General features: G+C 70.6%; 11 protein-coding genes. 7 read left to right on the forward strand and 4 right to left on the reverse strand.

Translation table 11 applies throughout. From position 1 onward, the window contains the following. Positions 1 to 75: 75 nt before the first annotated feature. The gene (locus ACFXKA_RS27650) at positions 76 to 246 is read left to right on the forward strand and encodes a DUF2613 domain-containing protein (protein ID WP_354841234.1); all 171 of its coding nucleotides are present in this window, start codon (positions 76 to 78) and stop codon (positions 244 to 246) included. Positions 247 to 292: 46 nt separating this feature from the next. Continuing rightward, entirely contained in the window at positions 293 to 4,522 is a 4,230-nt protein-coding gene (locus tag ACFXKA_RS27655) for an alpha-(1->3)-arabinofuranosyltransferase (protein WP_379429509.1), read from the forward strand. A gap of 37 nt (positions 4,523 to 4,559) precedes the next feature. Here ACFXKA_RS27655 and ACFXKA_RS27660 read toward each other — a convergent pair whose 3' ends face one another. Next, a complete protein-coding gene (locus ACFXKA_RS27660) occupies positions 4,560 to 5,711 on the reverse strand; it encodes an acyltransferase family protein (protein WP_379429510.1) in 1,152 nt (383 codons plus the stop codon). A gap of 200 nt (positions 5,712 to 5,911) precedes the next feature. Here ACFXKA_RS27660 and ACFXKA_RS27665 point away from each other — a divergent pair, with 200 nt between their 5' ends. The 3 genes from ACFXKA_RS27665 to ACFXKA_RS27675 all read left to right on the forward strand — a co-directional run bounded on the left by ACFXKA_RS27665 (position 5,912) and on the right by ACFXKA_RS27675 (position 10,837). Beyond that, complete coding sequence (locus ACFXKA_RS27665; RefSeq protein ID WP_379429511.1) at positions 5,912 to 7,048, forward strand: DUF3068 domain-containing protein; 1,137 nt, start codon at positions 5,912 to 5,914, stop codon at positions 7,046 to 7,048. A gap of 171 nt (positions 7,049 to 7,219) precedes the next feature. After that, the gene (locus tag ACFXKA_RS27670) at positions 7,220 to 8,596 is read left to right on the forward strand and encodes a polysaccharide biosynthesis protein (protein WP_379429512.1); all 1,377 of its coding nucleotides are present in this window, start codon (positions 7,220 to 7,222) and stop codon (positions 8,594 to 8,596) included. 9 nt (positions 8,597 to 8,605) lie between these two features. After that, on the forward strand, positions 8,606 to 10,837 hold the full coding sequence (locus tag ACFXKA_RS27675) for a hypothetical protein (protein ID WP_379429513.1): 2,232 nt from the start codon (positions 8,606 to 8,608) through the stop codon (positions 10,835 to 10,837). A gap of 88 nt (positions 10,838 to 10,925) precedes the next feature. Here ACFXKA_RS27675 and ACFXKA_RS27680 read toward each other — a convergent pair whose 3' ends face one another. Then, the gene (locus ACFXKA_RS27680; RefSeq protein WP_379429514.1) at positions 10,926 to 12,095 is read right to left on the reverse strand and encodes a glycosyltransferase family 4 protein; all 1,170 of its coding nucleotides are present in this window, start codon (positions 12,093 to 12,095) and stop codon (positions 10,926 to 10,928) included. Between the two features lie 185 nt (positions 12,096 to 12,280). Here ACFXKA_RS27680 and ACFXKA_RS27685 point away from each other — a divergent pair, with 185 nt between their 5' ends. Further along, complete coding sequence (locus ACFXKA_RS27685; protein WP_379429515.1) at positions 12,281 to 13,108, forward strand: class I SAM-dependent methyltransferase; 828 nt, start codon at positions 12,281 to 12,283, stop codon at positions 13,106 to 13,108. Here the strand turns inward: ACFXKA_RS27685 and ACFXKA_RS27690 are convergent. Both ACFXKA_RS27690 and ACFXKA_RS27695 read right to left on the reverse strand, forming a co-directional pair. Next, positions 13,070 to 13,372, reverse strand: a complete 303-nt coding sequence (locus ACFXKA_RS27690) for a hypothetical protein (RefSeq protein ID WP_379429516.1) — start codon at positions 13,370 to 13,372, stop codon at positions 13,070 to 13,072. The genes ACFXKA_RS27685 and ACFXKA_RS27690 overlap by 39 nt on opposite strands. A 203-nt stretch (positions 13,373 to 13,575) precedes the next feature. Further along, positions 13,576 to 13,779 carry a hypothetical protein gene (locus tag ACFXKA_RS27695; RefSeq protein WP_354841214.1) on the reverse strand — a complete coding sequence of 68 codons (204 nt, stop codon included), beginning with the start codon at positions 13,777 to 13,779 and terminating at the stop codon, positions 13,576 to 13,578. Positions 13,780 to 14,018: 239 nt separating this feature from the next. Here ACFXKA_RS27695 and ACFXKA_RS27700 point away from each other — a divergent pair, with 239 nt between their 5' ends. Beyond that, complete coding sequence (locus ACFXKA_RS27700) at positions 14,019 to 15,461, forward strand: aldehyde dehydrogenase (RefSeq protein ID WP_379429517.1); 1,443 nt, start codon at positions 14,019 to 14,021, stop codon at positions 15,459 to 15,461.

A 15,461-nucleotide genomic window follows, 5' to 3' on the forward strand; every position in this document is an offset into this window, starting at 1 on the left:
GTTGCGGGGAGCCCGAGGGGCAAAACCTGCTAGGTTGGCCCGGTTACGCATGCGTCCGATGTTGGGAGTACCGCGATGAAGTTTGCCGTTCCTGGTGCAGCGAGTGCTGTCGGTGGAGCCCTGGTCGGGCTGGCGGCGGTCCTGGTCATCACAATGGCGGCTTCGCAGGACAAGCGGCCCGAGATCGATCGCAGCGGCGAGGCTGGCTCGTCGCTATTGAACAACGTTGAGTACGGCTCACGCTGACCGGACGACCTCCGAACCAGGCCAACCCGAAGACTCACAGTCCGATGTGACCGGTCCGGGCGAGGACCGGTCTCCGACGACACTTCAGGACTCTGCCGGCACGGCCCCGCTGGGCCGCCGCTGGCTGCTCGGCAGTGTCATCGCCGCCTTCCTGCTGACCTTCCTGCAGGTGCCCGGGCAGACCGTCGCCGATACGAAATACGATCTGGCGCAGAATCCGCTGGGCTTTCTCGCCCGCGCCTCCCATCTGTGGAGCAGCCAGGCCCCGATGGGGCAGGTGCAGAACCAGGCCTACGGCTACTTCTTCCCGCACGGCGCCTTCTTCTCGCTCGGGCATCTGCTCGGCCTGCCCGGCTGGGCGACCCAGCGCATCTGGTGGGCGCTGCTGCTGCTCGCGGGATTCTGGGGCATCATCCGGCTCTGCGAGACCCTCGGCATCGGGAGCCGGGGCTCGCGGGTGATCGCGGCGGTCGCGTTCGCGTTCTCGCCGCGCGTGCTCACGACACTCGGCTCGATCTCCTCGGAGACGCTGCCGATGATGCTCGCGCCCTGGGTGCTGCTGGCTCCCGCCGCCCTGGGCGTCGCGATGCAGCGCCCCGCGCGGCGTGGCATGGCGACTCCCGCGGGCAGCGCCCTCGCGCTCGCGCTGATGGGTTCGGTGAACGCGGTGGCCACGGCCGCGGCGTTCCTGCCCGCGGCGCTGTGGTGGTTGTCCTACCGGCCGGATCGAGTGTGGTGGCGCTTCACCCGCGCCTGGATTCCGCTGCTGGTGCTGGGCACCTTCTGGTGGGTGGTGCCACTGCTGTTGCTGGGCAAGGTGAGTCCGCCGTTCCTGGACTACATCGAATCCTCCGGCGTGACGACGCAGTGGGCCTCGCTGGGCGAGGTGCTGCGCGGCACCGACAGCTGGACCCCGTTCGTCTCCCCGGAGCGCATCGCGGGCGCGGTGCTGGTGACCCAGCCCGCGGCGGTGCTGGCCACCGGCCTGCTGGCCGCGGCGGGCATGGCCGGTCTGGCCATGCGGTCCATGCCGAATCGCGGGCGGCTCGCCCTGATCCTGATCGTCGGACTGGCCGGCATCTGCGCGGGTTACGCGGGCGAGCTGGGCGGGCCGTTCGCGGAACAGGTGCGGGTCTTCCTGGACTCCGGCGGCGCGCCGCTGCGCAATGTGCACAAGCTGGAACCGCTCATCCGGCTGCCGCTGGTGCTGGGACTCGCGCATCTGCTGAGCCGGGTGCCGCTGCCCGCATCGGTGCCGATGCCGGTGTGGCGCAGGGCTTTCGCGCATCCCGAGCGCGACCGCATGGTGGCGGTCGCCGCGCTCATCCTGACGGCGCTGACGCTGTCGACCTCGCTGGCCTGGACCGGCAAGCTCGCCCCGCGCGGCAGCTACGACCGGGTCCCGGCGTACTGGCAGCAGACCGCGGATTGGCTGGCGCACAACGCCTCCGACACCCGGGCACTGGTGGTGCCGGGCGCGCCGTTCGGCAGCCAGGTGTGGGGTCTGACCCGCGACGAGCCCCTGCAGGCGCTGGCGAGCACCCCGTGGGCGGTGCGGGATTCGGTGCCGCTCAACCCGCCCGGCGCGATCCGCGCCATGGATTCGGTGCAGCGACTCATTGCCGACGGACGGCCGTCGGCGGGGCTGGCGGCGACGCTGGCCGGGCAGGGCATCGGAATCCTGGTGCTGCGCAACGACCTCGACCCGGAGACCTCGCGCTCCACCCGGCCGATGCTGGTCCACCGCGCGCTCGACGGCTCGCCCGGATTGACCAAGGTCGCCCAGTTCGGGAATCCGATCGGGACCGGCAGGGCGGAGGGCCTGGTCGCGGACGGCGATCTGCGCCCGGTATACCCGGCGATCGAGATCTATCGCGTCGGGTCGACCGTGCCCGGCACCCCCGCCCAGGTACGCAGCGGCGTCGGCGCGCCGACGTCGTTCCCGGGCGCGTTCACCGTCCCGCTGGACAGCGTCCCGGTGATCCAGGGCGGTCCCGAGGTGGTGGAACGGCTGCGCCGCAATCCCGCGGCGCCCGCCGGGCCGGCCGTGCTGACCGCCGACGCCGCCACCGCCGGACTGCCGGTGGACGGGGTCACCATCACCGACACACCGATGGACCGGGAGACCGACTTCGGGCGCGTCGACAACCACAACTCGGCGCTGCGGGCCCCGGGCGACGCCCGCCGCACCCACAATCTGGTGCCCGACTATCGGGTGCCCGGCGCCCAGCTGGTGGCGGGCGAATGGTCCGGCGCGACCATCACCGCCTCCAGTTCCGCCGGTGACGCCACCCAGCTGGGCGGTGCCGCGCCCGGCAGCTCGACCGCGGCCGTGGTGGACGGCGATCCGGCCACCGCGTGGATCAGCAATGGCGCCGAACACGCTGTCGGGCAATGGCTCCGGCTGGATCTGAACAAGCCGATCAGTTCCGCGGTGTTGCGGCTGACCACCAGCGCGGCCGCCATCGGCAGCCCGGTGAAGTGGGTGGAGGTGGAGACCGCCAAGGGCACGGTGGCGGCCCGCATCACCGAACCTGGTACGCCGGTGGCGATCTCGCTGCCGCCGGGACGCACCGACTGGATCAAGATCACCGCAGTGCACACCGAGGACGGCAGCGCCGGCGGCCAGTTCGGGATCAGCGAACTGAGCCTGGACGATTACGCCGACCGCGAGAACCCGGTGACCGTGGACATCCGGCACCGCACGGTACTGCCGCCCGCCCCTGCCGACACGCAGGTGCGCGGCTGGGACCTGGGACAGGAATTCCCCGGCCGCAGCGCCTGTTTCGACTCCCCCGACCGCGTCCGGTGCAGCAAGGGCCTGGCCCTGGCCGCCGAGGAGCCGGGCCTGTTCGAACGCACCCTGCAGGTGCCGCAGCCGGTCACCGTGTCCCCGGACCTGATCGTGCACACCCGTCCCGGTCCGGCGCTGGAGGCGCTGCTCACCGATCAGGACCGGCCCATCGCCCGGGGCCGCGCCGATGTCGGCGACCCGCGCGGCTCCGCCCTCGCGGCCACCGACGGAGACCCGAGCACCAGCTGGACCGCGCCCGAGACCAGCGTCCGCAATCCGGCGGGGCCCAAACCCACACTCACCATCGAACTTCCGGCCCCGACCCTGGTGACCGGCCTCGAGGTGACGCCGTCGCGCGGCGATCTGCCCGCGCACCCCACCTCCGTCTCGGTGAATCTCGGCGACGGCCCGCAGGTGCGCACCGTGAATCCGGACTCCGGCGCGACCAGCCGGGTGGATCTGCACCCCTACGTCACCGATCGCATCGAGGTCAGCATCCAGACCTGGGACGGCGTACTCGACCGCACCGCACTGGGTTTCGCGCAGGAGCAGCCGCCCGGCCTGGCCGAGGTGAACGTGCTGGGCCCCGACTACCCCGCCCCCGCCGATCCCGGCCGGCTCCTCACCATCGACTGCGCGCACGGGCCCACCATCGCCGCCGCGGGCCGCACCGTGCACACCACGGTGACCGGCACCGCCGCCGAATTGCGTTCCGGCGCACCGCTGCCCGCCACCGTGTGCGCGGCCGACGCGAACAGCGCCAACGATGCGACGAGCGAGAGCGGATTCGACTTCCCGTCCGGCCGTGTGGATGTCGCGGTCGCGCCGACCGAACTGTTCACCGTCGACGAACTGCGCCTGGACCGCACCCCGCCGCTCGCCCCGGTGGCCGATCCGAACGGTAGTGCCGGCACGCAGGTGCTGGTGCTGCCGCTGAGCACCAATGTCGGATGGCAGGCCAAGTCCGCCGACGGCCACACGCTGCAGCCCGTGGTGATCAACGGCTGGCAGCAGGCGTGGCTGGTGCCGCCCGGCGCCACGGGCCCGATCACCGTCGCATTCCCCACCGATCGCTGGTATCGCCTGGCCATCTTCGGCGGCCTGCTGTTGCTGATTCCGCTGATCGTGCTGGCGTTCCGGGGTGCGCGCTCGCCCGTCCGCGACGATGGGCCGCCGCCGCGAACCTGGCGCAGTCGCACCGTCGCAGGGCTGGGACTGGCCGCCGGGGCCGGTCTCATCGCCGGACCGGTCGCCCTCGTGCTCACCCTGTTCGGCCTGATGGCCGACCGGCTCCGGCCGCACGTGCTGCCGCGGACGCTGGTGGCGATCGCGGCCGGCGGTACCGCCATCTCCGCGGCCGCGCTGTCGACCGGGCCCTGGCGTTCGCTGGAGGGCTATGCCGGCGGTTCGCTGTGGGTGCAGTTCCCGGCGCTGGTCGCGGTGATCGCGGTGGGGATCGCGGCCCTGCCGCCACGCCGCTGAATCGGAGTGCCGCCGCGCCGATGAATCGTGCTGCCGCTCAACCGGAGCGGCGGCGCGTCCACTGCCGGACGGGTTCCTCGACGAGGGCGTAGCTGGCGGCCGCCAGCGGCAGCGTGAAGGCCACGGTCAGCAGGTAGACCGCCACGAAATGCCCGTGGAACGGCACGATGCCGAACACCGGGAAGATGATCGACAGCACGGCGAGATGCCAGATGAAGATGCCGTACGACCAGCGTCCGAGCGTCGCGGCGACCCGGCCCTCCAGCACCCGGTGCCGCCGATCGGGCCGCAGCACCAGCGGGGCCAGCAGGCCGAACCCGATGACCGCGCCGAGCGCCATCTTCATGACGTACTGCCACGGCTGCCCGTGCACGAGACCCGCCGGCCCCGCCAGATCGGTGGCCGCCAGCAGCATGGCCACGAACGCGAGCGGCCACATCAGCCACTGGTTCCCGGCCACCCGCCGCCAGCGCGGGGCAGGCAGGTCGGCGAGTTCGGCCAGCAGCATGCCCGCCGCGAACCACGGCAGATAGCCCGGCAGCCAGTTGTCGGCGTGAATGCCCTCGGGTGTGGGCACCGGCAGGAAGTTCCAGCCCAGGCACAGCAATCCCAGCCCCAGCACCACCGGCACCCGCAGCCGCGCCCGTTGCCCGCGCAACCAGACCAGGGCGAACGCCAGCAGCGGAAGCACAAGGTAGAAGGCGACTTCCACCGAGAGGCTCCACATCTGGGTGAGTCCGTCGGTCAGGGTAAAGGGCACGAACACCTGCAGCAGACCGAGATTCGACAGCCACACCCGCAACCCCGCGGTGTGCGCCGCGCTGGGCAGCAGGATCAGCACCACGCCCACGACCACCCAGTAGGCGGGCAGGATGCGGGCCGCGCGATGCAGTAGATATCGTCCGGCGCTCGGCGCGCGACCCTGTCCCCGGGCCGCGGCGGCGTGCGGGCGCCACAGCAGGAATCCCGACAGCGCGAAGAACACCGCGACCGCCATGTCGAATCGCTCCCATACCCGGCCCAGCACCGGCTGTCCGGTGGCGCCGGTCTGGAAGGCCACGTGGGTGAGCACCACCCCCAGCGCCGCCAGCGCACGCATGCCCTCGAGTGCCGGAACGAAGCGACCCAGACGGGCCGCGGGCGGCTCGGCCGGGATCGGGTTCGTCTCGGGATTCAGGGTGGTCGTCATCGCGCCCCAGTCTGCCCTGTCGCCGTTCGCCCGAGCGCCTGGCCGTCTCCGCACGACCGCACCGGGCGGCTATTTCGGGGAGTTTTCCGGCCTCGGCCACACTCTGGGACCGCTCGGACTGTTAGTGTCTGGGCTCACGAGTGCTGCGCGGCGACCGCAGTACTGGAGGAAACACGTGTTCGACGACGAGGAGAACCTGCATGGCACTCAGTGCCGGTACCAGAAGGACGGTGGCCTGCGTACTCGTGGGGCTCGGTGCGATGCTGCTCGTCGCCGCGATCATGGTCCCCACCTATACGGTCAGTCGGCTGGCGAAGACCCCGCTGGACCTGGAGATCACGACCGTCGCGACCAATCCGCAGAACGGCGCTCCCAGTGAGGTGCTGGACTCCAAGTCGCTGACCTCGGGAACGGGCTCGGCGAAGGTGGACCAGAACGTCCCGCTCGTCTCGCAGCGCTTCCTCACCGTCGAAGACCCGTCGGACGCTTCGGAAATGACCATCCAGGCCGGTCAGACCCTGCGCCGCACCGACAAGCAGGGCGACACCGGCCTGCTGACCGCGACCATCGACCGCGTCACCGTGGACCGCAAGACCGGTGAGCCGGTGGAGTCGGTGGACGGCGGCCCCAACGGTGCGATCGGCGTGACGGTCGACAAGAAGGGCGAGAGCGTGATGGACCCGGTGCAGCACACCGGCCTCCAGTACCGCTTTCCGATCGGCACGGACAAGAAGACCTACCCGTACTTCGATCTGAACGTGCGCAAGACCTACGACATCAACTACGTCGAAGAGACCGAGATCAACAATCTGAAGGTCTACCACTTCCAGATGGCCGTGCCGGTCACCGATCTCTCCACCGTCGCCAACTCGCCGACCAACAAGCTGACCCTGCCCGCCGAGAAGTGGGGCGTGGAGGGCGACGGCGACGTCACCATGGCGCGCTTCTACACCAACACCCGCGACCTGTGGGTCGAGCCGCAGACCGGCACCGTCATCAAGGGCCAGGAGCAGATCCACCTGTTCTACGCCCGCAGTGGTGACAAGCCCGAGGTGACCGCCCTGAAGTCGACCCTGGTATTCGACGAGAACACCATCGAGTCGCAGATCTCGGTGGCCAAGGACAACATCGACAAGCTGTCGCTGTACGGCCGCATCCTGCCGATCGTCCTCGGCGTCCTCGCCCTGGTGTTCCTGATCGTCGGCCTGCTGCTCGGCTTCCTCGGCAAGAACGGCAACGGGCGCACCCCGGTCCGCCGCGTCGCCCCGGCCCCCTCCGGCGGTCCCGGCAACTTCGACGCCCCGACCCAGCAGATCGACATGAACAAGAAGCCCTAGCGGCTCCCGGTTCACCGCGGCCCAGCACCTGTGAAGGTGCTGGGCCGCTTCCGTTTCCGCCCGAGGTGCCGCTGACGGTCCCGCGCTGGTCGATGGCGGCGGCACAGGGGCGGGAGCGTGGCGCAGGGGTGCGCGGCCGGGGTGGTCGAGACGGATGGGAGCATTGCGGGCGTGCCCGTTGTACGCCGTCTGCCCGTGGTCAAGGACCTGACCTTGGTGACGGCGGGGGCGATGACCGCGAACGTGGCGGGATACCTGCTGCAGCTGCTCGCCAGCCGATGGCTGGGGGTGTCGGGATACAGCTCGTTCGCGAGCCTGCTGGCGGTGCAGATGCTGTGCGCGGTGCCCGCGCTCGCACTGCAGAACGTGGTCGCGCGGGAGGTGGTGCGGGGTGCACCGGTGCGCGCCGCGCGAGAGTTGACCGCGCGCTGCGCCGGCCTGGTCGCGGTGGTGGCGCTGGTGCTGGTTCCGGTGGTCGGCGCGGTGCTGAAGGTCGGTGTGGCGGCGTCGGCGGGTGCGCTGTTTTCCGCGCCGGCCTTGGTGCTGCTCGCGGGCGAGCAGGGAATCCTGCAGGGGCGCAGCCGGTTCCGGGAGCTGGCCACCGTACTGGGCGGAGCGACGATCGTCCGGGTGACGCCGGCCCTGATCGTGCTGGCCTGCGGTTTCGGTTCGGCGCCCGCGCTGTGGGCCGGCGCGGGTGGTGCGACCCTGGCGGCGATCGTGGCCCGCCGGATCGCCGATCGCGCGCTGACCGGCCACGGCCGCGAGGCCGGCGCGACCCTGCCGAACGCCAGCGACGACAGCACCTCCGGCTCGCCGACTTGGTCGAGTCCCGCTGTCACCGAGGAAGTTCCGGCCGTAGCCCCGCGTCCGGGAGCAGATTCCGGATCCGCGGCACCGCGCCGGACGGCGGCCGTGGGGCTCGGCGTCGCGGCGGTGTTCCGGGCCGTGCAGGTGCAAGCGGCCTTGACGGCTTTGTCGGCGGCGGATCTGCTGGTGTCGCGAATCATCCTGGACGAGAACGACGCCGGGCGCTACGCCCTGGGGGCCATTGCCGCGAAGATCGCGTTCTGGCTGCCGCAGGCGGTCGGCGTGGTGCTGTATCCGAAGATGGCGCACCCGCAGCACTCCGTGCGCGCCGTGCGGTCGGCGCTGGCGGTGCTGGTGGGGATCGGGGCCATCACGGTCCTCGGGGCGGCGGTGGCCGCACCCCTGGCCCCGTTGTTCGCGGGGCGCGATTACGCACCGATCGAGGGACTGCTGTGGCTGTTCGCGCTCGAGGGCGCGCTGCTGGCGGTCCTGCAGGCCGCCCTGCTGTCGGCGATCGCCGCCGACCGGACGGCACCGGCCGCTATCACCTGGGTCGGGCTCGGCGTGGGGATCGCGGTCATGCTGACCTGCGCGCACTCGGTGCTGTCGCTGATCGTCATCGCCACGGCGACGGCTGCCCTCACGACGCTGGTGATCACCGGTCTGGCCCTGCGGGGCGCGCGCGACGAGACCGAGAACCCAACGCGGGTCCCCGAACTCGGGCCGAACGGAACGTAGGGTGCCGGTGTGAGTTCGCAGGGCCGGGAGCGGGGTTGGGTCAGGTTGGTACCCGCTGGGTACAGCCTGGTGCTCGCGCTGATCGTGCTGGGGCCACTGCTCGGGTCCGGATACCTGCTGCTGCGGGACGCGGTCAGTACACCGCGGTCGTATCTCACCGATTCCGCGCTGGGGCTCGGCGATGCCGCGCCGCGCGCCGTGCCGCAGGACGCGCTGATCGCCGTCGGATCGACGGTGGTGGACGGCGGCCTCCTCGTCAAAGCGATACTGCTGACCGCGCTGTGGCAGGCCGGCTGGGGTGCGGCCTGCCTGGCCCGCGACCTGCTCCGCGTATCGCTGGGCCCACAGCTGGTGGCGGCGACCGTCGCCATCTGGAATCCCTATGTGGCCGAGCGCCTTTTACAGGGCCATTGGAGCCTCCTCACCGGTTATGCGGCGCTGCCCTGGATTGCCCTGCTCGCCACTCGCTTACGTGCGCGCTCCGCAACCGCCGGGTGGGCGGGCGGGCTCGGTGCGTGGGCCGGGCCGGCAGGGTTTCTCGCCGCGGCGGGGCTCACGCCGACCGGATCGCTGCTCGCGGGGCTGGTGGCACTACTGCTGGTCGGCAAGCGGAATCTGCCTGTCACGGCGGCACTGTGGATCCTGTCCGCGGCCCCGTGGCTGACAGCGACGGCACTGTCGGGTGCGGGCGCGGAACCCTCGGATCCGGCGGGCATCGCCGCCTTCGCGGCCCGCGCGGAACCCTGGCTCGGCACCCTCGGCAGCCTCGCCGGTCTGGGCGGCATCTGGAACAGCACCGCCGTACCCGGGTCGCGCACCACCTTCTTCGCCCTGGTCGCAACCGTGCTGCTGCTCGCTCTCGTGGCAACCGGCGTACGCGCGGTCCTCGACGCCGGCACGGACTCCGAATCCCGTTCAGGCGCAGCGGCCCACAACCTGGATCGCACCGACGTACGGCCAGACGACACGGCCGAACCAGGCAGCGTGTCGGATGCGGACGTCGAATCTCGTTCGGGCACAGCGGCCCACGACCCGGATCACACCGACGTACGGCCAGACGACACCGCCGAACCAGGCAGCGTGCCGGATACGGACATCGAATCTCGTTCGGGCACAGCGGCCCACGACCCGGATCACACCGACGTACGGCCAGACGACACCGCCGAACCAGGCAGCGTGCCGGATACGGACATCGAATCTCGTTCGGGCACAGCGGCCCACGACCCGGATCACACCGGTGTTCGTCCGAACGGCTCGGCCGAACCAGGCAGCGTGCCGGATGGTGAATCTTCCCGGGATCCGAGGCACGACGAGGCGCGGGTTGCGCGGCGGCGGCTGGTCTGGCTGGCGGTGGCGGCGATCGTGCTGCCCGCGCTGGGGGCTACCGGGTGGGGGTTGTCGGCGGGCGAGTTTCTGGTGACGAGGGTGCCCGGGGCCGGGCTGCTGCGGGATACGCAGAAGTTCGTGGCGCTGGCCGTTCCTGCGTATGCCCTGTGCGCGGCCGCCGGATGCCGGGTGGTGGGGCGCTGGATTTCCACCATGGTCGTGGATGGTGCGAGCACCGCGTCGCCGCGGGCGCGAACCGGAGGGGCCGCAGTGCTTTTCCTCGCGATCCTGTTCCTCACACTTCCGGATCTGGCGTGGGGAGTCGGGGGCGCGCTGCGGCCGGTGCATTATCCGGCCGGATGGCAGCGGGTGGCCGGCGCGGTCGACGCGCCGGGTGATGTCGCGGTGCTGCCGGGCGGGATGTTCCGGAAGTTCCGGTATTCGGGGAGTGCGCCGGTCCTGGATCCGGCTCCGCGCATGCTGAAGCGAGATGTGCTGCAAACCGGTGAACTTCCCGTGCGCGGCGGCGTGGTGTCCGGCGAGGGCGAGCGGGCCCGGAAGGTGGAGAACCTGTTGTTGCAGGGCGGATCCGCGAACCGGCTGGCCGAGCTGGGGGTCGGCTGGGTGCTGGTCGAGGGCGGTACGCCCGGACCGATGGGTGAATCGAAAACCACACTGGCGCAGTTGAATCCGGTGTACGCCGACCGGGATGTGCAGCTGTACCGGGTACCTGGTGATATCGCCGCCCACGACGCCTCGGCCGCGAACCGCCGCCTGTCGGGCGCCGCACATCTACTATGGGCCGCACTGCTGGCCAGCGGATTCCTCACCGCCGCAATCCATTCCGTCACACGGCGGTCAGTCCCGGGGGAAGCCGAGCGCGAATCCCACCCCGATCACGACAATGCTGATTAACGCAATGACGAGAATGATCCACATGCCTCGATGCTATGAACCATAGGAGAAACGCGTCGCGGCTTTGCCGAATCGCGATGCCCGCGAATCACACTCGCGCGGGCGCGATCAATCCGCTCACCCGGTCGCCGCGCGTCACCGCGGACAGCACCTCGTAGACGCCGTTCCCGGTCTGTTCCCAGGAGAATTCCCGCGCCCGCGCCCGCGCCTTCTCCCCCAGCACCATCCGCGATTCCGGATCGCCGAGCAGTTCGCCCACGGCCTCGACGAGCTGGGCCGGATCGTCGACCAGCAGCCCGGTCACGCCGTCCACGATGGAGTCGGTGAGCCCGCGTGAACTGCGGTACCCGACCGTGGGCACCCCGTGCTGGGCCGCCTCGATGACCGCCAGCCCCCAGCCCTCCTTGCGCGAGGGCAGCACATGCACCCAGGCGCGGCCCAGCAGCCGGTGTTTCTCGTCCTCGTCCACGTGGCCGTGGAAGGTGACCGCGTCGGCGATCCCGAGCTGGTGCGCGTGGGCGCGCAGATTGGGGGCCCACCAGCCGTCGCCGACCACGTCGAGGTGCAGGCCCGGGATCCGCCCGCGCAGCCCGGCCACCACGGCCATGGCGTCCTCGATCTGCTTGTGCGGCACCAGCCGCGAGAGCACCACGATGCTGGGGTGCGCGGTGCGGGTGGCGTCGTCGCCGGCCGGCACCTGCGCGGGAATCGGTTCGGCGCCATTGCGCACCACCGCGATCCGCGTCCCGGCCACCCCGAGCGCGGTCAGTTCCTCGGCCGACGGCAGCGAAACCGTCAGGTACTGATTGCCGCGGTGCACACGCGGCGACACTCGCGATTCGATCCACCAGCCGATCCGCCCGACCAGCCGCCCGGCCACCGGCCACTGCTCGCGGTGCCCGTGATGCACGAGCACTACGGTCGGCGCGGCCGTCGCGGCCCGGGCGAAGAAGGGGATGCCGTTCTGGGTGTCGATGACCGCGTCGGGCCGCAACCCCTTGAGCGGGCCGATCCCGAACCGGCCCAGCGCGATGGCCGCCAGCGCCCGCGGATACACCGTGAACCGCCCACCGCCCCGGCTGATCTCGATGCCGTCGATCGACTCCCGCTTTGCCGCACCGGGATAGCCCGCGGTCCGCAGCGTGACCTTGACACCGCGTGCGGCCAGCTGTGCCCCGACCTGCTCCAGATACCGCTCACTCCCGCCGCCCTGCGGATGCCCGGTGTCGCGCCAGCACAGCAGCAGCACTTCACGCACGGGCGGATCTCCAGGGGGTCAGGGTCGGTCGGGGACAGGCGGACAATGGGCTCCACCATATAGCGCGCCCGCCCGTTCCGGGCCAGCAGTGGTCATCCGACCTGCGCGTGCCGCGAATCGATGCCGTGGTGCGAGGTTGTGAGCGGGTGTCCGGGCCGGTGCGCGGCTGTGCGAAACTTGCCGCCGTGCTTCGAGCCGATCAGACCAGACCGCGTCGCCCGCGATTCGCCCGCCGGGCGACGCTGCGCCGGTCGCTACGGCTGCTGAGCAGTTTCCGGTTCGAGCAGTCCGATCCGGCCGTGTTCTACGGCGGGGTGGCGGCCGATACCGCCGATCTGGTGTCGGACTTCTACCGGGATCTGACCGGGAAGTCGCTGCGCGGGACGATCGTGCTGGATGTGGGCGGCGGTCCGGGCTATTTCGCGGAAGAGTTCGGCCGGGCGGGGGCCCGCTATCTGCCGGTGGAGCCGGATCCGTCGGAGATGCACGCGGCCGGTTTGCGGGTCGCGGGCTCGGTGCGCGGGTCGGGGATGGCGCTGCCGTTCCGCGATGACGCGGTGGAGATCTGTATCTCCTCGAATGTGGCCGAGCACGTGCCGCAGCCCTGGGTGATGGCCGCGGAGATGCTGCGGGTCACCAAACCCGGTGGCCTCATGGTCTTTTCGTACACGGTGTGGCACGGGCCGTTCGGCGGCCACGAGACCGGGCCGTGGCATTACCTGGGCGGGGAGTACGCGGCGCGGCGGTATCGGCGCACGCACGGGCGGGAGCCGAAGAACCGTTTCGGGCGTTCGCTGTTCGCGGTGCGGGCTGCCGAGGGGGTGCGGTGGGCGCGCGAAACTCCGGACGACATCAGGATTCTCGCGGTGTTCCCGCGCTATCACCCGCGCTGGGCCTGGTGGATGGTGCACGTCCCGCTACTGCGGGAGCTGCTGGTCAGCAACCTGGTGGTGGTGGCGACCAAGCTGCCGCGGTCAGCGTATGGAGAGTCCGCGCCGCCAGATCCGGCGTAGACCGGTGCAGGGTTCGGGTTCGCCCCACGGTGACTCCTGGGTAGCCAACCCGACCGTCTCCAAGGCGGTCAGGCCGACCTGACCGGCGAGTGCGTTCACGGTGGCAACCGCTTCGGCCGCTTGTAATGCGGCGGCGGCTTGCTCGGTGGTCAGGGTCCGGCCCGGCAGGAAGGACACCACCCAACCGCCTGCGCCGACGCTTTTCGCCTGATGCGGCGTGAGATCGCTGGTCATCAGCGATCTGCCGACCACTTGCACCGCCATGACTCGGACTCCCCTGTGCGGTAACGGTTCATGAATCGAGCGAGCTATCCACGGTAGCTATAAAGCATGCTCGCTGCGGCTGCCGAATGCAATAGTGCGTTCGGTGAAAAGCGAACCAACAGGTCGGAATTCGATACTGCGGACTGCTACCAGTTTGCCGCAAGGATGCGGAATGACTTACACCCCTGCACATCCGGAGCGGATCAGTCCTTGGGCAATCGAAGTCGCAGGACGGGTTGCCCCTTCCGGACCGTCGGATAGGTCGCCTCCACCACCTCGACGCGCCACCCCGGCGGCAGCACCCGCTGCAACTGACCCGCAGCCCGCTGCATGGGAGTGCTGGTATCCGGTGAATCGACATCGGACAGCTCACCGAGCAGGAAGTCGTCGAGGCGCACATCGGACATGCGGGGATCTACCTTTCGAAGAGCTATTAGATAGCAACCGACCGGATTGGTGGAGAAAGGCGTACCGAGCCGAGCATAGGCCACTGCCGGGCAACCCCGAATCCGAATCAGGTTTCGCCGCGCCGGTAACCGGACGACTTAGAAACCGAGGAGTCCAATTTCAAAGAAGATCCCGGTCAGCGGGACATTTGCCCCACATGCGGGGGACAGCACCGAGCGCAAAACTGTAACGTGTTCTCATGGAGTACCAGAGTCTGTTCATCGGTGGCCGCTGGACCGCGCCGGCCGGCGCCGACACCCTGCCCGTCGTCTCGCCCGCAACCCTGGAAACCGTCGGCAGCGTGCCCGTCGTCACCCGCGCCGACGTCGACGCCGCGGTCGCCGCGGCCCGGCGGGCCTTCGACAGCGGACCCTGGCCGGCCACCCCGCCGGAGGAGCGCGCCGCCCTGCTGACCCGCGTCGTCGCCCTGCTCGATCAGAAGGCCGGCGACCTCACCGCCGCCCTCTCCGCCGAGATGGGCGCGCCCGCCCTGGCCGCGAGCACCCTCAACTACGTCCCCGCCCGCGCCACCCTCGACTTCTACGCCGGGCTCGGAAAGTCCTTCCCCTGGACCGAATCTCGCACCGGCCTGTTCGGCACCACCCGGGTCTCCCGCGAACCGGTCGGCGTGGTCGCCGCGGTGATCGCCTGGAATGTCCCGCTCTTCCTGGCCGTCAACAAGCTCGCGCCCGCCCTGCTGGCCGGCTGCAGCGTCGTCCTCAAGCCCGCGCCGCTCACCCCGCTGGCCGCCAACCTGCTCGCCGACATCTTCGCCGAGGCCGGCCTGCCCGAGGGTGTGCTGTCGGTGCTGCCCGCCGAGGCCGACGCCGCCGAATACCTGGTCTCCCACCCGGGCGTGGACAAGGTCACCTTCACCGGCAGTACCGCGGTCGGCCGCAAGATCGCCGCCATCGCGGGCAGCCAGCTCAAGCGCTGCTCGCTGGAACTGGGCGGCAAGTCCGCCGCGATCCTGTTGCCCGACATGGACATTGCCGACATGCCCAAGCTCGCCTTCGCGGGCCTGATGAACAGCGGCCAGGCCTGCGTGGCCCAGACCCGCATCCTCGCCCCGCGCGGCCGCTACGACGAAATCCTCGACGCCCTCACCGCTTCCGTGGGCCTGCTCCCGGTCGGCCTGCCCGACGACCCCAATGCCCAACTGGGCCCGCTCATCTCGGAGAAGCAGCGCGAGCACGTCGAGGGCTACATCGCCAAGGGCCAGGACGAGGGCGCGCGCCTGATCCTGGGCGGCGACCGCCCCGCCGACCTCCCCGGCTGGTACGTCCGCCCCACCGTCTTCGCCGACGTCACCAACGCCATGACCATCGCCCGCGAGGAGATCTTCGGCCCGGTCCTCTCGGTCCTCCCCTACGACACCGAGGAGGAGGCCGTCGCCATCGCCAACGACAGCGACTACGGCCTCGCCGGCTCGGTCTGGACCACCGACATCGAACACGGCGCCGCCATCGCGGCTAAGGTCCGCACCGGCACCTACGCCATCAACTGGTACGCCTTCGACCCCTGCGCCCCCTTCGGCGGCTACAAGACCTCCGGCATCGGCCGCGAGAACGGCCCCGAGGGCCTCGACGCCTACTGCGAGCAGAAGTCCCTGCTCATGCCGCCCGCCTCCCCGAGCCTTTAG

The sequence above is a fragment of the Nocardia sp. NPDC059228 genome, assembly GCF_042754245.1.
Lineage (GTDB): Bacteria > Actinomycetota > Actinomycetes > Mycobacteriales > Mycobacteriaceae > Nocardia.

Bases quoted from the DNA above. Each gene is read 5' to 3' on its own strand.
- ACFXKA_RS27650 (WP_354841234.1), top strand. From the start codon at position 76: ATGAAGTTTGCCGTTCCTGGTGCAGCGAGTGCTGTCGGTGGAGCCCTG.
- ACFXKA_RS27660 (WP_379429510.1), bottom strand. From the start codon at position 5,711: ATGACGACCACCCTGAATCCCGAGACGAACCCGATCCCGGCCGAGCCG.
- ACFXKA_RS27665 (WP_379429511.1), top strand. From the start codon at position 5,912: ATGGCACTCAGTGCCGGTACCAGAAGGACGGTGGCCTGCGTACTCGTG.
- ACFXKA_RS27690 (WP_379429516.1), bottom strand. From the start codon at position 13,372: ATGGCGGTGCAAGTGGTCGGCAGATCGCTGATGACCAGCGATCTCACG.
- ACFXKA_RS27695 (WP_354841214.1), bottom strand. From the start codon at position 13,779: ATGTCCGATGTGCGCCTCGACGACTTCCTGCTCGGTGAGCTGTCCGAT.
- ACFXKA_RS27700 (WP_379429517.1), top strand. From the start codon at position 14,019: ATGGAGTACCAGAGTCTGTTCATCGGTGGCCGCTGGACCGCGCCGGCC.